The sequence below is a fragment of the Actinopolymorpha sp. B11F2 genome (genome assembly GCF_040195635.1).
Lineage (GTDB): Bacteria > Actinomycetota > Actinomycetes > Propionibacteriales > Actinopolymorphaceae > Thermasporomyces.
Genome location: NZ_JBEFTX010000002.1, coordinates 54976 through 78249, shown reverse-complemented (window position 1 = coordinate 78249; position 23274 = coordinate 54976). Strand labels below are relative to the sequence as shown.

Below are 23274 nucleotides of genomic sequence, written 5' to 3'. Positions count from 1 at the left end.
TTCACATCGTCGTACAGGGACAGAGGCGGGCACGCGTAGGAGGCATGCGTGCTCAACCGTCTCGATGGCCTGTGGCGACACCCTGACTTCCTCAAGTGCTGGTCCGCACAGAGCCTGTCATTGCTCGGTATCCAGTTCGGACGGATCGCACTACCTCTCGTCGCCATCCTGACGCTGCAGGCGACTGCGGCTCAGGTCGGACTCCTGCTGGCGATCGCGGGCTCACCCTGGCTCGTGTTCGGGTTGTTCACCGGCATCGTCATCGACCGACTGCCGCGACGACCAATCCTCATCATTGCCCACGCCGGTCGAGGCATCCTGGTCGGCTCGGTGCCAGCATGCGCCGCGCTTGGCATCCTCACCATGAACCAGCTCTACCTCGTGACGTTCCTTGCCGGAACCCTGGACGTCTGCTTCCAGGTTGCCTATCGCTCCTACCTGCCCTCGCTGGTTCCGGCCGTGCACCTCCCCGACGGATACGCCAAGCTGGCCGTTACCGACGGCGCCATGCGTACGGCGGGTCCGAGCTTGGCCGGCGGACTCGTGCAGATCCTCAACGCTGCGGCCGCCCTTGGCATCCAAGCGCTGACCTTCGTCCTCTCCGGCCTCCTTCTGTGGCGTGTCCGCCACCAGGAGCCAAGCCGCTCGGCGACCACCCGAGAGAGTGTCTGGCCCGCGCTTGTCGCCGGACTGCGATTCGCATGGCGTCAGCCACTGGTCCGCGCGTTCACCCTGTCCGACGCCACCTTCGTGTTCTCCTTCGCCATCGTCTACGCGGTCCAGATGGTCTTCTTCGCCCGCGACCTCAACCTGTCCCCCGCCATGATCGGTGTCATCTTCACCGTCGGAAGCCTCGGCGGACTGCTGGGTGGCCTGGCCGCTCGAGCAGTTGGCGTGCGGCTCACGACCGGACGAACCATCTTCACAGGATCGCTGCTCCGCGCGGCCGGCATCGCCCTGGTCCCGCTCGCCGCACTTGTCGGGCCGGCTGCCCTCCCGTTGCTGGTCCTCTCCCGCCTGGTGAACGCGTTCGGCTGGACCTTGTGGGAAGTCCACCAGGAGACGACACAACAACTCCTCACTCCGAGCACCCTTCGGGGAAGGGTCAATGGCAGCGTCCTGTTCATCGTCCAAGGCGTAGACGCACTCGGCGGATTCGTCGGCGCCGGATTGGCGCCGCTTCTTGGAGTCCTCCCCACGCTCGCAGTCGGCGCAATCGGCGCGCTGGCTGGGACTGCCTGGCTCGCCACGTCGAAGCTGTGGCGCCTACGAACGCCGCCGCCCCCAGCAGGCTGATCCCGTGGCGGACGTCTCATCGGAGCCTTTGCGCCCGACGCCGCGTGCATGCACGGTGAGGATGATGACCGCCGACACGAAGGCGAGCGCCGCCGAGACGAGGAAGGACGCCGCCAGCGACCCGAACGCGATCACGGCAGATGCGGTAATGAGGCCGACGGACTTCGACGTACGTAACAGAGCAAAGCCTTCGGCGCGTCGGGCCGGCGGGAGGACGTCGTCGATGAACAGCGAGAACGACATCCCGAGCGGGGCGAGAAACAAGCCGATGAGGACGACTCCGGCGATCACGGAGCCGATCCACGCGTCCCAAGCGACGGCGACCATGCCGACAACGGTCAGCAGAATCATTGCGACGACGGTCCGCTGCCGCAGGCGGCGGTTGCGGACACTGACCCAGACGCCTCCGAGCACCGATCCGACACACAGTGGAACCGTGAAAAGCAACGCTGCGCTTGGCGCGAGTTCGTGGCGCAGTGCCAGCGCCACGGCGCCGACCTCGACCGAAGCCACGCAGGCGGCAGCGCTGGCAGCCGCGAGCAACCAGACCATCGTGTCCAGGCGTATCAACTCCGGTGGCACGCGGGTCGACGCCGACGGTGTGCGATGCGCGATGCGAGGGAGCGCCACCAGGGGCAGTGCGCTGGTGATCGCCATGATGCCGACTGCTGCGACCACCGACGCGCCTCCGATCGTCGAGGCGAGAATCGGTCCGCTCACGAAGACGAGTTCGTTGGCGGTCGCGGCGACGCCGAGCGCGCGCGGCAGCTTGTTCGACGCCACCATGTCGTTCAGGAGCGCCCGCAGCAATCCGAAGATCGCCCCATTGACCAGCCCGGCGAGACTGGCGGCGACCACCAGGACGGCCACCGGCGCTCCGCCTGCGATGGCGAGAACGAGGCCGACGAATGCGAGCGTCCGGAACGCGGTGAGAACCCGGGCGTAGGCAGTCACGGAGAACCGTCGGCCCGCAGCGGCGATGGGTACTGCACCGATCACCTGTGCGACGGTCATAGCCGTCATCATCAGGGCACCCCCGTCGAGGTCCCCTTGCGACAGAGTCGCCAGCCCAAAGGTGATGGGTGCCATCGACTGAGGAACCGCCGAGCCGACATTCGCCGCGATCCAACGGGTGAAACCGCGCGGTCGATCGGGGCGCGCGGTCAGGGATGCAACCTCCGCGTTGGTACGCCCCTCTACGTCAGTCACCAGAACAGGGTCCCAGAGCCCATCCTTACCGGCCCGTTGATCTCGATCGCCGGCCGTCCCGGTCGTGTCATACGGTAGAACGCAACCGGACTCAGGCCACACTCCACCGGCCAGTTGCGCCGACGACTGGGCCCTTACCTCGGCCGGCCTGCGGCACAGTGGAAGGACGAGGACAGATCCAGGTCCCACGGCCGGTGTCCGATGTTCCGGTTCACGAAGCGTTGGGGGAGGAATGGTGACTTCCATGGGCGGCGGAGCGTTCAGGGATGGAACAGCCGTCGGCGTCGATATCGGCGGTACGGGGATCAAAGGTGCGCACGTGGATCTTGGTGCAGGCCGATTGGTCGCCGATCGCGTCCGGCTGCGCACGCCGTCTCCAGCCACTCCCGACGCGACCGCAGGTGTGGTGGTCGCGGTGCTCGACCAGGTCGGGGTCGGTGGGCCGATTGGGCTGACCCTGCCCAGCGTGATCCGGGCCGGCGTGGTGGAGACCGCGGCGAACATCGATCCGGCGTGGGTCGGAACGAACGCCGCGGAGTTGTTCGCACACGCCACTGGGCGGGCCGTTGCGGTGGTGAACGACGCTGACGCGGCGGGGATCGCGGAGATGCAGTTCGGTGCCGGCAGGGGCCAACGTGGTGTCGTCGTGGTTGTCACGCTTGGTACCGGCATCGGCAGTGCGCTCTTCTCCGACGGAACCCTGGTACCGAACAGCGAGCTGGGCCATCTGCCGCTGCATCACGGCGACGCCGAAGACTGGGCCGCCGAGTCGATCCGGGAGCGCGACAACCTTTCCTGGAAGAAGTACGCGCAGCGCCTGCAGGAGTACCTAGCCCTGCTGGAGAAGCTACTCTGGCCGCAGCTGATCATCATCGGCGGCGGGGTCAGCAAGAAGGCCGAAAAGTTTCTGCCACGCATCAAACTGCGCACCAAGGTCGTCCCCGCACAGCTACAGAACAACGCCGGCATCGTCGGCGCGGCGTTGTTCGCTCCCAGTCTCCCCACCCAGTCGCTCGCCCGGTGAACCGTGCGGCGTACACCGTCGTGCGCACGGGCATGGCTTGAAGGGGCCGCAGCGCAGGCGACTTCAGTCAACGATGCAGGTCCGAACTCAGGGACTGCAGGCCAAATTCAATTCCTCAAGAAGGAAATAGTTGGACTGCCCTCATGCCCGCTCGCCGGCCGAACCCGCTCACCAGCCCCGCGGCGGCGACCGTCTTCAGCATGGTGCTCACCCAGGGGCCAGTCTCGAGGGTCGAGATCGCCCGCCGCACCGGGCTTTCCTCGGCCGCTGTCACGAAGGTCGCCCGTCCTTCATCGAGGCCGGCTATCTCGAGGAACTGCAGGCGAGTGAGCGTACCGGGCCCGGGGCGGGGAGACCGGCGAGCCCACTCGCGATCCGGGGGGACCGAGAGTTCTTCGCCGGCGTGAAGATCACCGAGAACGAACTGATCGGCGTGGTCACGGACTTGCGCGCGCGAGTGCAGGCGTCCGCGCACAGGCAACTGACCGCTTCCGCGCCGGAGCATGCGGTTGCCGAGCTGGCTGGACTGGTGGCCGACCTGCTCGCGACCTCACCCACGTTCGGCGACCGCTGCCACTCCCTCGGCCTCGCGGTCTCTGGGGACGTCGACCCGGGGGGCAGGCCTGGTCCGCTATTCGCCGTTCCTCGGCTGGCACCAGGTCCCGCTGGCGAAGCTGGCTGCGGAGGCAACGGGCCTCGACGTGACCGTGGAGAACGACGTCAAGTCCCTCACCGTCGCAGAGCAATGGTTCGGTGAGGGCATCGGCGCCTCCTCCTTCGCCCTGGTCACGGTCGGCATCGGGATCGGCTGCGGCCTGGTCGTGGGTGACCGCCTCGTGGCGGGCTCGCACGGTGTAGCCGGAGAGATCGGGCACATCCCCGTCGGCGGCGACGAAGCGCTCTGCCATTGCGGCGGGAAGGGCTGCGTGGAGGCGGTCGCCGGAACAGGCCCCATTGTCGAGGCGGTACGCAGGGACATGGGAGACGAGTCGCTGGACATCGACGCAGCCATCAGGATCGCGCATGCGGGCGACCGGAATGCACTGGCAGTCTTCGCGCGGGCCGGGTCGGCGATCGGGTTGGCCATGGCGGCGATGGCGAACCTCTTCGGCCCCGAGCGGATCATCGTGACCGGCGACGTCGCGGGGCTGTCGGCGTTCGACCTGTTCGAAGACCCGCTCAGAAGCGCCTTCGCCAGCCAGGCGTTCGGCGCGGCCGCGGAATGCGAGGTGATCCTGCGTCCGAGACCCTTCGAGCAGTGGGCTCGCGGTGCCGCCGCGGTAGCCATCGAGTCGATGTTCACTCTGTAGAGCCCCGACGGTAGGAAAGGTGAATGACACGCCCACCATCCGCCACCCCGTCGCGAGGAACCCCCTCGCCCGCGACGGCTTCGCCGGGTCCGAACACCCTGTACCGCCAGCGCCACCGTCCTGGACTGTCAGGGACGACCTGCCAGTGACCGAACCATCGAGCTGGCATCTGGCGTCCACCTGATCGAGGTACCGACCGGCGGGCTGCTCACCCTTGCCGACCTCCCGAAAGAAGCGGCCCGCGACTGCTGAGGTCGTGGCTCATGCGGTTGCCTCCGAACCGCCACGCCGCAGGCGGAGCGTGAAGCCGCCGTTGGCGGCGACCGGAACGTCGACCTTGCCGCCGACGTCGACGGTGATGGTCTCGGCGATGATCCGGTCGACCGGGCCGTCCCGGTAGACGTCTGCCGTCCACGTGCCATCGCCCAGGAAGTCGAGCGACACAGTGGCGACGCGCGCGTTCCCGGAGAAGCCAGCGCCGACGTACCACTCATCGCCGCGACGCCTGGCGAGCACGACGTGACTGGTGGGGTCGCCGGACAGCAGCTTGGTGTCGTCCCATGCTGTGGGGACCTCGGCGAGCAGGCGCCGCACCTCCGGCCTGGAGTCGTACGCCTCGATGCTGTCGGCGAAGTGCTGGACGCCGGATTCGAAGAGCACAGCCAGCGCGAGCTCGAACCCTGCAGAGATCTCGCGGACAGCCGTGAACGTACATGGCGTGAAGTCCATCGGGCCCTGGACGTTGCGGGTGAAGACGAGCGACAGGTAGTGCGTTGGCGGATAGAGCGGTTCCTTGCCGGGCTTCGGCTTGATCCACTCCGCTCCCTTGACCGCCTCCGCGGTCATGAAATGGGGCCACGTACGCTCGGTGCCGCGCGGGATCGTGCCGCCGTGGAAGACGACCATCAGTTCCAGCCGGGCGGTGGCGGCGAGGATCGAGTCGAACCATCTCATACGGTCCTGTCCGTCGGACTCGGTGAAGTCGATCTTGACCCCGACCGCGCCCCATTCCTTCCAGAGCGCGAGTTTCTCGCGGTGCTCGATCTCGCTGTCGACGTGCTGCCAGTGCGACCACAGCCAGATGCCCACCCCCCGTTCGGTGGCGTACGAGATCAGCTCGGGTATCCAGTCCGCGCGCCAACCCGCGTCGACCAGGAGGTACGGCCAACCTTGCGCCGCGGCGAAGTCGACCCATCTCCGCTGGGCCTCTGCGTCGCTCGCGGACGCGCCGTCGGACCACCATGACCAGGCCGCCGCTCCCGGGTTGATCCACGAGGTGTCCTCGACCTCCGACGGCTCGGCCAGGCTGGTGACGAGGTCGCTCTCTACGATCGTGGCGAGGTCGCCCGTGATCACCGTGCGCCACGGCGTCACGAGTGGACTTGCGGTGGTGACGTACGAATCCGGCAGGTCCACCCGGAACGCGGCTCCGTCGAACCGTAGCCGGGATCCCGCATAGGTGGCGTCGAGATTCGACTCGGTGACCAGCACCCAGACGTCGCCGACCTCGAACAGCGCCGGGCAGCCGTACACCATCTCTTCCGCGTCAGCGACAGACGTGTGGTGGTGGATCTCCTCGTAGTCGCATCGCCCGTTGTCGTACGGCAACAGCACGGCGCGGGCGCTTGACGAAAAGACGTACTCGGAGACCTCCTCGCAGACGGTCACCGGGCCGGTCCACGGCACGGAGTACCGATAGGCCACGCCCTGCTCGCTGATGCGTACCTGGAGGTCGAGGCGATGGCCGCGCTTGGTGAACGACAGCGTCCACTCCTTGGCGACGTAGCGATGCTCCCGTCGCTTGCCCGTCACCGTGGCGTAGGAGTCGTCGATCTCCTTGGTCGTGATCGCCTCGAAGGCAAGTCCCTGACTGAGATCCTCATGGGCCGCCCGGAGTCCCAGCCTGGACGGTGCGATGACGTCGCGGCCGCGGTGCCGTAACGCCAGCGAGAGTTCGCCCGCGTCCGAGAGCGTGACCTCGGCCTCCAGGTCATCCGCGGCGAGGGTCCAGTTCGGCATGCGGGCAGTCCTTCCACACGAGGAACGTCACACGGCAGGAACACGGGAAGGCGTGCCCGGCACCTCCCGTGGCCGTGCCGCGGCGGCCGCGTTGAGGTTTCCCCTGCGCCAGCCGGCGGTCCGAAGCGTACTCGTCGGTGCCCACCTTCCCGGCCAGATCCGCGCCAACATGAACGCGTTCGCGCGTGATATTCCCGACGAGTTCTGGGCCGACCTCGAACGCGTGCTGCCCTGAGCACCGAGAGAGCGCCCTGGGTCGCGAGGCACTCAGCCGTCGGGGTCCAGCAAGGTTGACCAGCCGGGCACGCGGCGGGCCGTCGCCCTCGTTTCGCCTCAGTACCGCAAGGCCCGCAGGTTCGCGTAGCTGGCCCTCGCCGAGGTGATGCCGTCTGGCTTCGGACTGTCGTTCTCGACGAAGTAGTACTCCACACCAGCCAGCTCGCTGTGGGCGAAGATCCGCCCGAAGTCGATCGTGCCTGTCCCCACGTCGGCGATGGAGCCGTCGGGCGCGCGGTCCTTCACGTGGAGCAGCGGGAACCGGCCGGGGTACTCCGTGAAGAGCTCCACCGGGTCGACGCCGCCGACGACGGACCAGTACAGGTCGAGCTCCAGGTCGACGAGGTCCGGGTCGGTCTCGCGCACGAGGATGTCGTACAAGCGTCCGCCGTTCTCGGCCTCGAACTCGAAGGCGTGGTTGTGGTACGCGAGCGTGATGCCCTCGGCATGGGTGCGGGCACCGGCGTCGTTGAGGACGCCGGCCACGCGCGAGTACTCCGCGGCGTCCCACGAGCGGGAGCCGGAGATCCGCACGTAGCGGGCGTCGAGCGCCTCCGCGGTGGCGAGGACGCCGTCGAGGTCGTCCTCGATCTCACCGAGGCCAAGACCGACCGACGGTGCTTTCATGCCGGCGGCGTCGATCAGCGCACCTAGCTCCGCCCCGGTATAGCCGTAGAGCCCGCTCGACGGCTCGATGTTCACGTATCCGCACGACGCCAGTGCCGCGAGCGTCGCCTCGGTGTCCGGTGCCGGCATGGCGGCACGCACCGTGTAGCCGACGACACCGATCCGCTCGTTCGGCACAGCGCGGTCACCCGGCTCCGACCGCGTGCCGCTCCCGGATTCCGCGGCGTTCATGATCCTCACCCGCTCCCTCGAATGTCGGTCCCTGCGAGCCTACCGACGCACTCGCGTGTCCAGCCGAGGGTGAGCGGTAGCGGACAAGTTTGTTGACGGCCGAAAATAACGAACCTACGGTCGCCTGAGTCGCCTCGTCCACGCCGTCCATGTACGCGCTCGCGTTCCCGATCCGGCACGTGCACGTCCGCGACAGCCAGGACACGAGGCGCGCCAACGAGTCGAACACCCTCGGCTTCGTCGACCACCTGCAGTTCACCCGCGTCACCGTCCACGGGGACCAAGCCTGACGCCGTCGGTCGAGCGCCAGACAGGAGAGCGAAAGGAACGCCTCATGGGCAACCGTGGTCCCCGTCGTCGTGACCTCCTGCGGATGGCAGGTGGCGGTCTCGTGGGTGCGGCCACCCTGGGCGGTTCCGCCCGCGCGGCGGTCGCCCAGCCGGCACCGCCGTACCTGGCACCTGCGCCCCACCCGGCACCGGCTCAACTCTGGCAGGAGTACCTCGCCGCACCCGACACCCATCCCCAGATCCCGAACGTGTCGTACGCCGGCTACCGCCGCGGCGAGCGGGACATCCCGCGGCTGCCCGAACGGGTCAACGCAAAGACGTTCGGCGCGGCGGGCGACGGCAACACCGACGACACCGTGGCGATCAACGCGGCCATCGACGCGACCGCGGCGGCCGGCGGCGGTGCGGTCCTGCTGCCGCCCGGCACCTACAAGACGTCGGGGCTGATCCGGATGCACCACTCCGGTGTGGTCCTGCGCGGACTCGGTACGAGCAGGACTGTGATCTTCTGCGACAAGTCCCTGGAAGAGGGGTACGCGTTCAACCGCAGGGAAGGCGATCTGAGCCAGTGGTCGTGGAGCGGCGGCCTGGTCTGGTTCGTGCCGAAGCGCCTGCTCGAGTCGATGCGGGACGCCGAGTTCCTCGGCAACGAGGGCTGGATGGACAACGAGACGCTCACCCCGGTCGTCGCCGACGCTTCCCGAGGTGCGCGCACGCTCACCGTCGAGGACGCCGGGGACATCCGCGCCGGGGACCATGTCCTCCTCGCCGTCCGCAACCTCCCGGACTCCAGCCTCCTGGCCCATCTGGCCGGAGACGTCGACGGCACCGCTGCCTACGACTGGAACTCGCGGGCCACCCGACTGCGCCCGGAGATCAGTACGTGGGCGGGCGCACCCAACTTCGTCGACTATAGGTGGCCGGTCGAGGTGATCCACGTGTCAGGGGACCAGGTGACGCTGGCACAGCCGCTGAAGTTCGACCTCCGTACTGTGTGGGAGCCGCGCCTGCAGACGCTCGGCCCGGTGGTGCGGGAGTCCGGGATCGAGGACCTCACCCTCCGGATGCGGCTCACCCAGCAGCAACCGCACAACCGCGACTTCGGCTTCAACGGCCCCGCCTTCTCGGCTGCCCTGAACTGCTGGGCGCGCAACGTCCACGTGGAGAACGCGGACAACGGCTTCGGCCTGCACTCGTGCAAGGGCGTCACCCTACGGGACGTGTCGGTCGGCGGCCGGCAGCGCCACCACTCCTACATCTGCCGGGTGCAGGCCCACGACAACCTCGTCACCCGGTTCCGGATCGACCGGGCCACCGTGCCGCTGCCGTCGGGCTCGACGCATCACGGCATCAACGTCGAGGGACTCGCGTCCGGGAACGTCTGGTCGGACGGCGTGATGGAGAACGGCACCTTCGACTCCCACCGGGCACTGCCGTTCGAGAACGTGCGTACCGACATCACCGTGACCAACGACGCCTTCGTCGGCGGCGCGGGCGACGCGGGTCCGCGGTTCGGCGCCCGGTTCGCGCACTGGAACGTCCGGGTCACCAACGGCCGTACGTACGCGATCGCGATCCACGACATGGCACCACGGGCTGCCGTCGTCGGCATCGCCGGCGCCACCACCTTCGCCAGTGGGCTCCCCCGCGACTTCACCGGCGATCTGGGGTCGGTGTCGGAGGCGCTCGGCTCGGGAGTCGTCCCCGCGGATCTGCACGCTGCCCAACTCCGCGCGCGGTTGTGAGGCGGGCACTTGCCGCGGCGGCATTGCCGGTGTGCGTCGTCGTGGCGATGACACTCTGCGGAACCGGCGCGGCGCCGTCCCCGCGGTCGGGGGACCACCGTCGACCAGGGACGGTACTGACCGCGAAGATCCATCAGGCGGTCGCCACCGTGTACTTCGGCTACTGGCTCTACGTACGCGGCGCACCGGCGGACGACGAGAAGGAGCTGGCCCGCACGATCTGGACCGGATTGGACGAGGCGCACGCGGGGGCCGAGCAGATCCGCGCCTACCCCTGCCCGGTGTCGGAGGGGCAGTGGACCTGGAGGGTCGACGCCGACCAGGCCGACCTCTACATCGACCGGATCGCGAACGGCTGGGACAAGTACGGCGGCATCGCCGTGCCCCGGCCGGCATCGACAAGCTCATACGGGGTCGGACCTGAAGGAGGACTTCGATGAACGCTGCAGACGGTGCCGCGGCTGGTCGGTCGCGGCGGTGCCGGATGGCGGTGGCTCTCGCCGGCCTCGCGGTCGGCGCCCTGGTGATGGGCATGGTGGCGCCGCCCGTCGCGGCCGCCGAGCGCTGGACGGTACGGGCGCCCGATCCGGGTGGTCCCGTCGCGGACCTGACCTACGACGCGGTCGCTGGGACCGTGGCGCTCTCGGTGTCCCGGGGCGGGACGACGGTGCTGGAGCCGTCGCCGGTCGGGATCGTCACCGAGCAGGCCAACCTGGCCGCCGGGTTGCGATTCACCGGACGGTCCGACGGCGTGGTCCTGGAACGCTATGCCACGACGGTGGGCAAGCGGATCCAGCGCCAGACTCCGATGACGGAGGCGAGGTTCGGCTTCGAAGGTGAGGGCGGCGCCAAGCTGTCGTTGGTCGTACGCGTGTCTGCCGACGGGGTCGCTTACCGGTACATCCTGCCGGCCGACTACGGCGCGGTGACCGGTGAGGCGTCTGCGTTCACCGTGCCCGCGGATGCGTCGGCGTGGCTGGCCCGACACCGGCGCGACTACGAGAACCCGTTCCTCGAGTACACCGCGGCATCCGCGCCCTTGGCGGACTTCCAGGTTCCGGCACTGTTCGAGGTCGACAGCACGTATCTGCTGCTCACCGAGTCAGCCTTGGACGGTTCGTACTCCGGTCCGAGGTTGCTACACGAGGCAGCAACTGGCACGTACCGCCTCGACGTGTCGTTCTGGGATCCGCAGATCGCGGTGGACGGGCCGCTGGCCACGCCGTGGCGGGTGATGGTGGTCGGCGACCTCGCGACCGTGACCGAGTCGACGATGGTCGACGACGTGGCACCGGCGTCACGGCTGGCCGACACGTCCTGGATCCGGCCAGGAAACGCGATGTGGACGTGGCTGGCCGGCGGCCGGTCCGCCCAGCAGAGCCTCGAACGCCAGCAGGGATTCGTCGACTACGCCGCCGCGCGCGGCTGGCCGTACGTCGTGGTCGACGCGGGCTGGTACGACGACCTGGAGACCGGCGAGCGGGCCTGGACTGACCGGGTTCCGGAGTTCACCTGGATGCCGGACCTCGTCGACTACGCCAATGCGCGCGGTGTCGACATCATGACGTGGCTGCGGTTCTCCGACTTCGACACCGCCCCCGAACGCGCCGAGCGGTTCGCGCTGCTGGAGCAGTGGGGCGTCAAGGGTGTCAAGCTCGACTTCATGGACTCGGAGTCGCAGGAACGGCTGCGGTGGTACGACGACGCCCTGGCCGACATGGCCGAGCACCACCTGCTGGTGAACTTCCACGGTTCCACCGTCCCCAAGGGCTGGCACCGCACCTGGCCGCACCTCATGACGATGGAGGGTGTCCACGGCGCGGAGAAGTCGAGCAACCTCACGACGAGCCACCTTACCGCCCTGCCTTTCACGCGGAACCAGGTCGGCTCGATGGACTACACGCCGATGGCGTTCCAGCGCGAGAGTCGGCCGACCTCCGACGCGCACGAACTGGGACTGTCGGTGGTGTTCGAGTCGGGCGTCCAGAACCTCGCGGGCAGCCCGGAGGCGTACGACGCGCGGCCGGAGGCGCGGCGGTTCCTCGAACAGGTGCCGACCGTGTGGGACGACACCAGGCTGCTCGCCGGCCGGCCCGGCGATCACGTGGTGATGGCTCGGCGCAGCGGTGAACGGTGGTTCCTCGGTGCGGGGACATCGGGAGCCGCGCGCACTCTTGAGGTGGCGTTGGACCTCCCCGACGGGCTCTGGCTGGTCGAGGTCGTCAACGACGGCGCTGCCGGGCTGGTCCGCGACCGGCAAGTGCTGAACGCGGGCGAGATGCTGTCGGTCGATGTCGTGGCCGAGGGCGGGTTCGCCGGTCTCGCCTGCCGGTGGACACCGCAGCGCACCACGTGCGACTCCACGGGCTGAGCGACGGCCCTCCGCCACTCCCAGCCTCGATACGCGCGGTCGCGGGCCAGCATGGCCACGAGGAGCTCACCCTGAAGCTGGGATCGGAACTGGAGGGAGCCAGGATGAGCAGCGTGAGGGACATAGACGTCGACCGCGGCCGGGAGGTTGCCGACGTGCTGGCCGGTGTTTACGGCCTCAGCGTGCGGCGACTGCGCCCGGGCCCGGACGGCACCCACACCCGAAACTACCTCGCCGACGCCCACGACGGGAGCGTGTGGTTCGTCAAGACCTACCCCGGAGCCGACCGGGCGGAGCTCGATCGCCAGCGCGCCGCCGTGGCGTTGGCGGCGTTCGCCGCCAACGGCAACGTGCCCGTACCCGTTGTGCTGCCCGCCGAGAACGGCGAGCTGCTGCACACCTCGCCGCCCGATCCGGCCATGTCGGTATGGGAGCACGTGGGCGCCGTGGAGACCGCGGAAGGCGGTCTATCCGGGGGACGCTGGGAGGCCGTCGGGCAGGTGGTCGGCCGGCTGCACCACCACCTCGCCCGCCATCCCGTCGCCGTACCCGGCCGTGTCCCCGGCAACCGCCTACGCGACCTCGACCGCGCCCGGCACCGCCTCCAGGCGCTGGCTGCCGCCTACACCACGCGGCCCCATGCTGACGGCTTCATGGGCTGGGCAAGGCAGGCGATCGAGGAGCGGCTGACCTGGTGGCCGACCTTGGCGCGGCTTCTCGACGGCGTGCCGCCGCTGACGGTCCAGGTGGTGCACGGGGACCTGGCCTCGCCGAACCTGTTGCTGGACGGGGATCGGGTGGCGGGCATCATCGACTTCAGCCCTCCGACCCCGCGGCCGGCGGCGTGGGAGCTGGCGCGCATCGGCTGCGACCCGCGCACCGTGCTCGCCTGCGAGGACTGGCCGCACGGCGTTGCCCGGCTGGTCGCCGCGTACCGGCACGCCTACCCCGCGGTCCCCGCCGCCGAGTTGGTGGCGTGCGTCCGGGTCGGGCTCGTCTACTCCGCCACCTCGTCCTATCCGCTCGCCGAACCGCTGGTGAACCCGACCGCCGTCACCTCCTCGCTGCAGACCTACGCCCGCGCCCGCCACCGCGCCGCGGAGTTGATGCTCGAACGACTTGCGGAGGCCGAAGCCGTGCTGCGCATGGAGACTGGAGAGATGCCGAGGTAGCCGGTTGTCAGGGCCAGGCGTGTTGTGACACGCTCGGCTCGTTGTCGAAGAGTCGTCTCGTGGCGTTCCGCCGTCGAGATGGCAGTTGCTCGCAGCTGCCCACTACCCGATCGAGGGGTGTGTGGGATGCTGCGCTCGTTTTCTCAGCCGGCAGTTGGCCGTGCGCACCGCCGTCGTCTTGGCGAGTTGCAGGCGGCGCTCGAGGCCCATCAGGCGTACTGGCACCCCTCGCCGTTCCACGTGCGCCGCCCGGACTGGTGTGCGGCCCGACCTGAGTTGGCCGACGCGGTGCTCGGCATCGACAGCCTCACGGTCGAAAGGCTGTCCCACGACCCCGACGCCTGCCGCGACTGGCTCACACCCTGGCTTCCGGTCGCCGACACACTCGGCCGGCTGGTGAACCTCCCGCCTCTGCCTGTCCGTGATCTGCCGGCCATGCCCCCTCGCCTCGACCGACGTATCCGCGGCCGCAAACGCGACCAGATCGATGCCTTCGCCGCGCACACACCGCCTGCACAAGGGCCCCTGCTGGAGTGGTGCGCCGGGAAGGGGCACCTGGGGCGGCGGCTCGCAATCGCCGACCGAGTACCCGTGCAATCGCTGGAGATCGACCCCAAGCTGTGCGCCGACGCCACCCAGCTCGCCGAGCGCGCCGGCATCGACCAGACAGTGCTCTGCGCCGACGCCCTGGACGACTACTCCCATGCCCTCGTGAAAGGCCGTACGGTACTCGCCCTGCATGCCTGCGGCGAACTGCACCGCGCTCTGGTACGCGGTGCGGCACGCGCTGGCGCCAACGGCTACGTCATTGCCCCGTGCTGCTACCACCGCGGGATTGCTGACGCCTATCGTCCGCTCGCCCGCGACGCCTCGCTGCCTCTTGACGCCGACCTCATCCGGCTGGCCGTGACTGAAACCGTGACGGCTCCGCGTCACGACCGCCGGCGCCTTGCCCGTGACCAGGCCTGGAAGTTGGGGTTCATCGCCTTGCGCAACGAGCTCGAAGGAGAGGCGGCCCGCACCTTCCGCCCAGTGCCTTCGCGCTGGCTGTCAGGCGACTTCACCGACTTTTGCCGCGCGCTGGCACAGCGCGAGGGTGTAGACCTGCCGGCCGCAGTTCAGTGGGCGCATTGGCTCGCCGTCGGTGAGCAGCGCCGTGCCGAGATCCGCCGCCTCGAGCTTGTCCGCCACGCGTTTCGCCGCGCATTGGAGTTGTGGCTCGTCATGGATCTCGTCGTTGGACTCGAAGAGGCCGGTTTCGACGTGCAGGTCGGCGACTTCTGCGATCGCTCGATCACCCCACGCAACCTGCTCGTGCTTGCGCAACGCCAACTGTCACTGCCAGTTGTCGGGCTCAGTTGCGTACACCGACGTCTGGCCAGCCTCGATGGGCGGCCCAGTCGTCAGCCAGGATTGCCATGATGTCAGCGTCGATCCAGGCTCCGTCCCAGCGCAGAGCATGGCGCTTGGTTCCCTCGTGGACGAAGCCGACCTTCTGATAGACGTGCCGGGCTCGGGGGTTGAACGCGAAGACTTCCAGGCCGACTCGGTGCACACCGACCGTCTCGAAGGCGTACGCCAACACCAGCCGAGTCGCTTCGGTGCCCATCCCGCGTCCGACCGCGCGAGCGCCGATCAGCGCGATCCGGAACGAGCACGATCGATTGTCCTGATCGAGCTGCATCAGGACTACCTCGCCGACATACTGCTCCGTGGCCCGCTCCACGACCGCCAGATCGAGGCGGTCATCCTGCTCACTCCGCGTCGCGTACCACCGTTCCAGCCGCTCCCGATCCAACGCCGCATGCGTGCCGGTGAGCCGGACCGTCTCCGGATCGGTGACCAACTCGGCCGCGCCATCGACGTCGGCCACATCGACCGGCCGCAGCAGTACGAGATCGCCGAACAAGGTCGGTTTGGCAGCGAGCGTGATGCCGTTCACCATGACCACGATCCTGCCCTCCTCGATGATCCGAGCGCGAACTGTGCAGCGGTCCTTTGCGCTCTGGGTCGTAGCGATCGGTGCCGGTCGCGATGATCACCTCAGCCAGCCAGTCGTGGGTGTGGCCGGGGTGGTCGGTCAAGCTGATGCCGCGGACAGCAACCTCGCGTTCTTCGTCCTGGCCGAAGTTCTTGCAGACGGCATCATCGATGACCGGATCCTGCAGGTTCTCGCTCGGAGCGCGGAGACCACACACCTGGATCTTTGCTGTAAGGCACCGAGTGCCCGCAGGGGTCCAGTTGGGCGATCAGGTCGTCGAGGTTTGCTGGGCCTGCGTGGCGTGCGAGCCTGCGCCGAGTTCGGTGTCTGGCTCGCCGTCGAGTGAGAGTACGCCGGTGACTCCTGCGGGGAGTTCGGTCTCGACCGTCAGTGTGCTGTCGTCGGTGCGCCAGCTGACCCGGATTGGGCCGTGTGGCGTGTCGAGACTGGTCTTGGCCCAGGTGAGGCCGCCGCCCGGTCGTGGTGCGATCAGCACCCGCGAGTAGCCCGGCTCGAGCGGCGCGATGCCGCCGATCACCCGGTGCATCCAGTCCGCGACCGCGCCGAGTGCGTAGTGGTTGAAGCTGGTCATCTCACCGGGGTTGATGGTGCCGTCGGGCAGCATCGAGTCCCAGCGTTCCCAGACCGTGGTGGCGCCCATCGTCACCGGGTACAGCCATGACGGGCACTCGCGCTGCATGAGCAGCGCGTAGGCGGCGTCGAGGTGACCGGTCTTCGTCAACGCGTCGGTGATGAACGGAGTGCCGGCAAACCCGGTCGAGATCCGGTAGCCACTCTCTGCCACCAGCTCGGTCAACCGCTTGCCCGCGAGCTGCTCGATCTGCTCGTCAAGCAACCCGAAGGTGATCGCCAGGGTATAGACCGTGGTGCAGTCCGAGACGATGATGCCGTCGGCCGAGACGTAATGGGTGTTGAACGCCGTGCGGGTCCGGTCGGCCAGCGCCTGGAACTCCGCCGCGTCCCCCGTACGCCCCAGCAGCGCCGCGGTCTCGGCGACGATCCGGGCGGAGCGGAACAGGCACGCGGTGGCGACCACGCCCCTGTCAGCCTTGGCGTTCCACGGCTCGTGCGGCGAGGCGTCCGGGTCGAGCCAGTCGCCGAACTGGAAGCCCGTGTCCCACAACCCGTTCGGCGACGTGAGCGTGCCGACCCGCCGCACGTGCGCGGCCATCGAGTCGTACTGCCGCTGCAGCACGCTGCGATCGCCATAGGCCTGGTAGAGCGTCCAGGGCACCCACACCGCGGCATCGCTCCAGACCGCCGTGCTGTCAGGCTTGGGAAACTCCGCCGGGCTGGGCAGGAGTTTCAGCACGTCCGGGATCACGAACGGCACCACGCCCTCGTGGTGGCGCTGCTCCAGGGCCAGGTCGACCAGCCAGTCCGACAGGAACGCCTCCACATCGAACAGGTACGCCGCCGACGGGGCGAACGCGGCGATGTCGCCAGTCCAGCCGAGCCGCTCGTTGCGCTGCGGGCAGTCGGTCGGCAGATCGAGGAAGTTGCCCTTGGTCCCCCACACGACGTTGCGGTGCAGCTGGTTGAGCAGCGGCTCAGAGCACTCGAAGAATCCGGTACGCCGCAGCTCGGAATGCACCACGACCGCCTCGACCGAGTCGGCGGTCAGCTCCCCAGGCCAGCCGGTGATCTCGGCGTACCGGAACCCGTGGAAGGTCTTGGTGGGCTCGAAGAAGTCGTCTCCGCCGCTGAGGATGAACCGGTCGGTCGCCTGGGCGTCCCGCAGCGGCCGCACCCCGAGCTCACCGTCCTCGAGGACCTCGGCATGCCGGATCCGGATCTCGGCGCCGCGCGGGCCGCGGACCGTGAAGCGCAGCCAGCCGACCAGGTTCTGGCCGAAGTCGACCAGCGTCCGCCCCGATGGTGAGCTCCAGACCCTCACCGGCGCGAGCACATCGTGCCGCTTCACCGGCGGACCGACGTACGGCACCAGCCGGGCCACCTCGAAGTCGAGCGTGCGCGCGTTCAGAACCCCCCACTGCTGCTTCGCACCGAAGGTGTACCAGTCCGGGTCCCGCCGGCGGGCGTCGATGATCTGCCCGTCATAGAGGTCATCAAACAGGACATCGGACCCGACGGCGGTCCAGGACTCGTCGCTCACAACCACCTGCCGGTGCCCGTCGGCGAAGCCGATCTCCAGCTGAGCGATGACGCCAAGCCGGTCACCGTACAGCTCGCGCATCCCGGAGAAGCCGAGCCGGCCGCGGTACCAGCCGTTACCCACAGAAACCGTGAGCACACTGCGCTCCTCGAGCTGCGTCGTGACGTCGTAGGAGCGGTAACGCAGCCGCCACTCATAGCTGCTCCAACCAGGGCTCAGCACATCGTCACCGACCGGGCGGCCATTGATCGCCGCCTCGAAGACACCGAGACTGCTGATATGCAGCACCGCCGACTCAACCCCACCATGACCGGCGTCGAGCTCAACCTCCTTGCGGAACAACGGAGCCGAACCAAGATCGGCATACGGAGTGATCATCGCGGCGGACCAGGAAGCAGACATGTTCACCTTTCGGCCAGGCGGTCGCGGCGCGGGCTCAGCCCTCACGACTGTGCGCTCGCGACCGCGAGTGCGAGGTCCGCTGTGTAGGCGGCCTCGAGGTCGTCGTCCCATGGCTCGGACTCTGCCGCCAGCGAGTCGAGAACAGTCTCGGGTCGGGTAGCACCCGAGACCACTGACAGCACGGGCGACGATGCCAGAAGGGCGCGTAGTTGCAGGCGTTGGAGTGAGACACCACGCGCGTTCGCCATGTCCGCGAGACGTGGTGCCTGGGCCGCGGCCGAGGACCGCACGGGCGAGTATGCGAAGAACGGCACGTCGTTGGCTTCGCACCAAGCAAGCACGTCAGCTGACTCACGCCCCATCGAACTGTGGTGATTCTGTACGGCGTCGATGCGAGCGACTGCCGTAGCCCGCTCGAGCGCGCCGATGCTGACGTTCGAGAGTCCGATCCGGGCCAGCTTTCCCTCGTCGCGAAGCGATGCGAGAGCTGAGACGCCTTCCTCTACGGGTTGTTCGGCGAGATCGACTCTGTGCAGGTAATAGAGATCGAGGTACTCGCCGCCGAACACGCGCAGGCTTGTCTCGACATCAGATCGGATCCGACGTTCGCTGATGTCCGCGTCCCAGGAGGTCGCACCGGTTCGCGAATGACCTCCCTTCGTCCCGACGATGACGCTCGTACCCCGGGCGGCTTCCGCGGCCAGCTCTTCGCCGTACCAGGGCGCATCGACGTGGGCGTACGCACGCGCGGTGTCGAGGATCGCAGTCCCCGCATCGATGCCGGATCGGATCGTGGCGAGGTCAGCCGACCGGTCACGCGGAGCGAACGAGAAGCCGGCAACCCCGAGAGCCACGCGGCCGACAAGTGCCGTCATTCGGCCCCCTCCCCTCACCGCCGATCTTGGTCTGCGATGGGTCTTGACCTGACACTTCGCGATGCCTGCCGCAGCAGCCTGGTTGGCGAACCAAGTCCCGGCACCTGGGCTTGGCGTTGGAGTCGGAGGTGACGACCTTGGCGCCGCCCTGCCAGGCCTGCTTGAGGGCACCATAGATCGCGTTCGGATCGTTGGCGGGACACGACGATGACGTCGGAGCCTGCTGGGACGGGTGTTGATGTACTGCACCTGCGAGGAGGCCGACGCCGCAGACGGGCCGACCTCTGCGCTGGGAAACGTTACCTCAGTGGGACTGATGTCCGCGACGGCTGACCGCCGACACGGTGAGTCGTAGGACTATTCAAGGTGCGACGCGACACAAAGTCCCTGTCGCGTCGCACACAGCCATTTACGCGGACGCTAGATGACGATGCCTGGTCCCTGGGCAGGCGCGGCGCTTCAGCCTCGGACTGAGGCGTCATGCTGCGGATGAGGCTCGATAGACCACACTCCCCCATGTCGTCCTTCGGGTAGTTGGCCGTGTTCGACCGGTTCGGGACAAGCTTCGGGCCAGCGGGGATGCTTGAGCGGCTCCCGGTTGCCATCGTGGTGTTATGAGATGCCTTCTGGTTGACGACAGCGCGCGATTTGTCCGGGCTGCCAAGGACTTTCTCGAGCGCGAGGGCATAGCTGTGGTCGGTGTCGCGGCCACTCACGCGGAGGCCGTTCGCCAGGCAGAGGAGTCCTGGCCCGACGTCGCGTTGGTCGACATAAACCTGGGTGGGGAGAGCGGCTTCGAGCTCGCCCGCGCCCTGGCTGAGACCGCTCGGCTGTCTCGAAAGTACGCTCCGCCGAAGATCATCCTGATCTCCAGTCATCCCGAGAAGGACTTCGAGGAGCTGGTCGAGGACAGCCCCGCGCTGGGATTCCTGGACAAATCCGTGCTGTCCGGGAATGCGATTCGGCGAATCCTTGGCGATGCCGTCGATGAGACCTAACGGTTCTCGAGGAAGGCGACGACCGCGAGCACCCGACGATGGTCGTCACTGGTCTCGGGGAGCTCCAGCTTGGTCATGATGTGTTGGATGTGCTTTTCCACCGTGCCCTCGGTCACCCAGAGTTGCTTGGCGATTCCGGCGTTCGAGCGGCCTTCGGCCATCAGGCCGAGGACCTCGCGTTCGCGCAGGCTGAGTTCGCCGAGTGGATCGGCCCGGCGCTGGGCCACAACGAGTTCGCGTACGAGGACCGGATCGACGACAGCGCCACCCTTGCATATCCGTTCGAGGGCGTCTGTGAGTTCTGTTATGTCGGTGACACGGTTTTTGAGGAGGTAGCCGACTGGCCGCCCACTGGCCAGCAGCTCTATCGCGTGTTCGACCTCGACGTAGGCTGAAAGAACGAGGATTCCGACCTGCGGAAACGCCGCGCGGATCTCTCGCGCCGCCTCCAATCCCTCGACGCTGTGGGTCGGCGGCATCCGAATGTCGATGATGACCAGGTCAGGGACGAGTTCGCGGACCAGCGCGACGAGTAGGTCGGCGTCGCCCGCCTGGCCCACGACATCCCAACCGGACCGGTCGAGGAGGCCGACTACTCCTTCCCGGAAGAGGACGTCATCGTCCGCCACGATCACCCGGGCCTTCTTTGCCCACGGTGTCTCGTCACTCTCGAGGCTGGGGCGATGGGTGCCCTCGGGAACGTCCATGCTGACCTACGTGCCGGCCGGCTCCGCCTTGGCTGTATCCAAGTGGCGCTCCGGTCATCTCGGGTTCAGCGTAACCTCCGGCCTGCGGATGGCTTCGCGCAGATCGCCTGGATCCTGCTCACGGAGGGCACCGTGATGCCTGGGCGGCTGAGGACTCGCTTGGCCGTGGCGAGCGGGCTGCTCGCCCTGGTCGTGGCCGCCGCGTTCGTCGTCGTTCTGGTCGCGTCCGAACACCGAGCCGACGCCGGGCGGCTCACCCGCCACGCTCTGCAGGTGGTCGCGGCCGCCCACGAGTTCGAGCGGGTCGTCGTCGATCTGGAGACGGGACAGCGCGGCTACCTCCTCACCGGCGACAAGCAGTTCCTCCAACCGTGGAACGCCGCGCGTCGCGAGCTGCCACGGACGAGCATGCGGCTCGAGCAGCTCACCGACGGAACGCCGCTGGCGGCCACAGCTGACCAGCTGGTCAGGTCTGGAGAGTCGTACGTCTCGGACTATTCGGTCCCCCTCGTCGAGGCCGCACAAGGCGACCCCGGCGTTGGCACCCAGGGCGGAGGTGGCGCCTTGGACGCGGCCGCGACGGCCGAGGGCAAGCGTCGCGTGGACGCGATCCGGGCCGACGTCGACCGGCTGTCGACGAACGCCGACGAACTCGCCAGGCAGGGCGAGGCCAGCTGGAACCGAAGCGCACGCGCCACGAACGTTGCCATCGCAGCCGGAATCGCCGGATCGGTCGCCCTCGTCGTGGTGTTCGGGATGTACCTGTCGCGTACCCTCATCCGGCCGGTCCGCCAAACAGCGGGGACGGCCAACCGGTTGGCGGCTGGCGACCTGGCGGCGCGCACGCCGACAAGCGGTGTCGGCGAGGTCGGCACTCTTCAACGGGCATTCAACACGATGGCCGAGTCACTGGAACGCAACCGCGACGAGCTCGGCCGGGTAGTGGACGAACAGACCGTGCTGCGCCGCCTCGCCACTCTCGTCGCCCGTGGTGAGCCACCTGAGGTTGTGTTCGCCGCAGTTGCCGAAGAGGTGGGCGAGGTCCTCGGCGCGGACGGCACGCGCCTGCTCCGATACGAAGCCGACCAGACAGCGATGGTCGTCACCATGTGGGGTACCCCCGTCCCGAACAGCCCCGTCGGGAGCCGCCTGAGTCTCGAGGGCCGGAATGTTGCCGCCCTCGCCCTGGAGACCGGACAAGGCGTTCGCATCACCAGCTTCACCGACGCTCCTGGAAGCATCGCCCGGTCGATGCGAGAGATGGATGTGCATTCGGCCGTGGGCGCACCGGTGGTGGTGGCTGGCCAGCTGTGGGGCGTGCTTTCGGCGTACTCGACGCACGAAGACAGGTTCGCGCCGGGGACCGAGACGCGATTCGCCGAGTTCACCGACCTGGTCGCCATCGCGATCGCCAACACCCAGGCCCGGACCGACCTCTTGGCGTCCCGCGCCCGAGTCGTCGCGGCCACCGATCAGGCGCGACGGCGGATCGAGCGCGACCTGCATGACGGAACCCAACAGCGCCTGGTCTCCCTCATGCTTGACCTGCGCTCGGTGGCGACCGGCGTGTTTCCCGGGCAGCCTGACCTGCGTTCCTCGCTGGAGGGCATGACGCGGGAGCTGGGCGACACCATCGAGGAGTTGCGGGAGGTGGCGCGCGGAATCCACCCTGCGCTGCTCTCGGACGCTGGATTGGTTCCCGCATTGAGGTCGCTGGCTCGTCGTTCTGCCATCGCGGTGGATCTGGACGTCGACATCACGACACGACTGCGCCAGGCTGTCGAGGTAGCTGCGTACTACGTCGTGGCAGAGGCGCTGACGAATGCCAGCAAGTACGCGAACGCCTCCGTGGTCCACATCACCGGAGCTGTCGCGGATGGCCACCTCCACCTGTCCGTCTGCGACGACGGGGTCGGTGGAGCTGACCCATCGCGTGGCTCCGGCCTCGTCGGCCTCATCGACCGGATTGAGGCGCTCGGCGGCACACTCACGATTTCCAGCCCGCCACGTCAGGGCACGACGATCGAGCTCAGCCTGCCAGTCGAAGGCGACTGAGCCGACCAGCCGTCACCGCACCTGGATGGCCTAGATCGTCAGGGGCTTGTGGCCTGGCGCCGGCATACCTGCTAGCTGGTACGCCGAGACCCCTGCCGCCTGCACGCACGGTTTGGGGGCTCGCCATGACGACGCTGCGGCCCCGCCGGACGGATGCTTTCTCACATCCGCTCGACACGTTCCGATCGTGGTGATGCGGGACCAGTCCGGAACAGGTTGATAGCCGGGCGGTACAGGTCGACAGGACGAAACAGGTACGGAATGGGCGAACGCCACTCCACCACGACGGCAGCCGGCGATCCACGCAACGGACCGGAGAACCTGCGCCTGCGGCCGCCGTTCCGGACGTTCTCCGTGTCCGTACCCAAGAGCGGGTCGTCGATGGACGGTGGCGACGATCTCACCGGCTACGAGCCGCTCAGCCGCGCCCGTCAGCGGCGGCCTGGTACGCCGAACTCGCAGTCGACCAGCAGCAGAGAACTGGTACCTGTACGCTGCACCTTTGCCGCGAAGCCCTGGCCTTGCGGCAGCGTCTTCCCGCGTTCTCCT

The 23274-nt window shown here is 68.2% G+C and carries 19 protein-coding genes; 12 read left to right on the top strand and 7 right to left on the bottom strand.

Going from position 1 to position 23274, the window contains the following annotated elements; all coding sequences use genetic code 11:
* Positions 1 to 48: 48 nt before the first annotated feature.
* Complete coding sequence (locus tag ABN034_RS04240; protein WP_349689651.1) at positions 49 to 1296, top strand: MFS transporter; 1248 nt, start codon at positions 49 to 51, stop codon at positions 1294 to 1296.
* Here the strand turns inward: ABN034_RS04240 and ABN034_RS04235 are convergent.
* Positions 1267 to 2505 (bottom strand): MFS transporter, encoded by a 1239-nt coding sequence (locus tag ABN034_RS04235; protein WP_349689650.1) that lies wholly within the window; start codon positions 2503 to 2505, stop codon positions 1267 to 1269. The genes ABN034_RS04240 and ABN034_RS04235 overlap by 30 nt on opposite strands.
* A gap of 232 nt (positions 2506 to 2737) precedes the next feature.
* On the opposite strand from ABN034_RS04235, the gene ppgK reads away from it, so the two are divergent.
* Complete coding sequence (gene ppgK, locus ABN034_RS04230) at positions 2738 to 3529, top strand: polyphosphate--glucose phosphotransferase (protein ID WP_349689649.1); 792 nt, start codon at positions 2738 to 2740, stop codon at positions 3527 to 3529.
* Positions 3530 to 4032: 503 nt separating this feature from the next.
* A complete protein-coding gene (locus tag ABN034_RS04225) occupies positions 4033 to 4839 on the top strand; it encodes an ROK family protein (protein ID WP_349689648.1) in 807 nt (268 codons plus the stop codon).
* A gap of 261 nt (positions 4840 to 5100) precedes the next feature.
* Here the strand turns inward: ABN034_RS04225 and ABN034_RS04220 are convergent, their stop codons facing one another.
* On the bottom strand, positions 5101 to 6858 hold the full coding sequence (locus tag ABN034_RS04220; RefSeq protein WP_349689647.1) for a glycoside hydrolase family 97 protein: 1758 nt from the start codon (positions 6856 to 6858) through the stop codon (positions 5101 to 5103).
* Positions 6859 to 6910: 52 nt separating this feature from the next.
* On the opposite strand from ABN034_RS04220, the gene ABN034_RS04215 reads away from it, so the two are divergent.
* Positions 6911 to 7093 (top strand): aldo/keto reductase, encoded by a 183-nt coding sequence (locus ABN034_RS04215; protein ID WP_349689646.1) that lies wholly within the window; start codon positions 6911 to 6913, stop codon positions 7091 to 7093.
* A 98-nt stretch (positions 7094 to 7191) separates the two neighbouring features.
* Here ABN034_RS04215 and ABN034_RS04210 read toward each other — a convergent pair whose 3' ends face one another.
* The gene (locus ABN034_RS04210; RefSeq protein WP_349689645.1) at positions 7192 to 7992 is read right to left on the bottom strand and encodes a sugar phosphate isomerase/epimerase family protein; all 801 of its coding nucleotides are present in this window, start codon (positions 7990 to 7992) and stop codon (positions 7192 to 7194) included.
* 149 nt (positions 7993 to 8141) lie between these two features.
* Here ABN034_RS04210 and ABN034_RS04205 point away from each other — a divergent pair, with 149 nt between their 5' ends.
* From ABN034_RS04205 to ABN034_RS04180, 6 genes are all read left to right on the top strand, one after another.
* Positions 8142 to 8282, top strand: a complete 141-nt coding sequence (locus tag ABN034_RS04205) for a hypothetical protein (protein WP_349689644.1) — start codon at positions 8142 to 8144, stop codon at positions 8280 to 8282.
* A 44-nt stretch (positions 8283 to 8326) separates the two neighbouring features.
* Positions 8327 to 10027: a glycosyl hydrolase family 28-related protein gene (locus tag ABN034_RS04200; RefSeq protein ID WP_349689643.1), complete on the top strand. Its 1701-nt coding sequence runs from the start codon at positions 8327 to 8329 to the stop codon at positions 10025 to 10027.
* Positions 10028 to 10074: 47 nt separating this feature from the next.
* Positions 10075 to 10467 (top strand): hypothetical protein, encoded by a 393-nt coding sequence (locus tag ABN034_RS04195; protein ID WP_349689642.1) that lies wholly within the window; start codon positions 10075 to 10077, stop codon positions 10465 to 10467.
* Positions 10464 to 12398 carry a glycoside hydrolase family 97 protein gene (locus tag ABN034_RS04190; RefSeq protein ID WP_349689641.1) on the top strand — a complete coding sequence of 645 codons (1935 nt, stop codon included), beginning with the start codon at positions 10464 to 10466 and terminating at the stop codon, positions 12396 to 12398. Before ABN034_RS04195 ends, ABN034_RS04190 begins: the two co-directional genes overlap by 4 nt.
* Positions 12399 to 12502: 104 nt before the next feature.
* The gene (locus ABN034_RS04185; protein ID WP_349689640.1) at positions 12503 to 13570 is read left to right on the top strand and encodes a phosphotransferase enzyme family protein; all 1068 of its coding nucleotides are present in this window, start codon (positions 12503 to 12505) and stop codon (positions 13568 to 13570) included.
* Positions 13571 to 13696: 126 nt separating this feature from the next.
* Complete coding sequence (locus ABN034_RS04180; RefSeq protein ID WP_349689639.1) at positions 13697 to 14992, top strand: methyltransferase; 1296 nt, start codon at positions 13697 to 13699, stop codon at positions 14990 to 14992.
* Here ABN034_RS04180 and ABN034_RS04175 read toward each other — a convergent pair.
* From ABN034_RS04175 to ABN034_RS04165, 3 genes are all read right to left on the bottom strand, one after another.
* Entirely contained in the window at positions 14925 to 15515 is a 591-nt protein-coding gene (locus tag ABN034_RS04175) for a GNAT family N-acetyltransferase (protein ID WP_349689638.1), read from the bottom strand. The two genes, ABN034_RS04180 and ABN034_RS04175, sit on opposite strands and share 68 nt — an antisense overlap.
* 304 nt (positions 15516 to 15819) lie before the next feature.
* Entirely contained in the window at positions 15820 to 18090 is a 2271-nt protein-coding gene (locus tag ABN034_RS04170; RefSeq protein ID WP_349689637.1) for an alpha-L-rhamnosidase, read from the bottom strand.
* A 41-nt stretch (positions 18091 to 18131) separates the two neighbouring features.
* Positions 18132 to 18965 carry an aldo/keto reductase gene (locus ABN034_RS04165; RefSeq protein WP_349689636.1) on the bottom strand — a complete coding sequence of 278 codons (834 nt, stop codon included), beginning with the start codon at positions 18963 to 18965 and terminating at the stop codon, positions 18132 to 18134.
* A 614-nt stretch (positions 18966 to 19579) separates the two neighbouring features.
* Between ABN034_RS04165 and ABN034_RS04160 the strand changes: the two genes are divergently transcribed.
* A complete protein-coding gene (locus ABN034_RS04160) occupies positions 19580 to 19963 on the top strand; it encodes a response regulator (RefSeq protein ID WP_349689635.1) in 384 nt (127 codons plus the stop codon).
* Here ABN034_RS04160 and ABN034_RS04155 read toward each other — a convergent pair.
* Positions 19960 to 20670, bottom strand: coding sequence for a response regulator (locus tag ABN034_RS04155; RefSeq protein ID WP_349689634.1), 711 nt, complete (start codon positions 20668 to 20670; stop codon positions 19960 to 19962). The two genes, ABN034_RS04160 and ABN034_RS04155, sit on opposite strands and share 4 nt — an antisense overlap.
* A 165-nt stretch (positions 20671 to 20835) precedes the next feature.
* Between ABN034_RS04155 and ABN034_RS04150 the strand changes: the two genes are divergently transcribed.
* Positions 20836 to 22725 carry a CHASE3 domain-containing protein gene (locus tag ABN034_RS04150; protein ID WP_349690049.1) on the top strand — a complete coding sequence of 630 codons (1890 nt, stop codon included), beginning with the start codon at positions 20836 to 20838 and terminating at the stop codon, positions 22723 to 22725.
* Positions 22726 to 23274 lie beyond the last annotated feature (549 nt).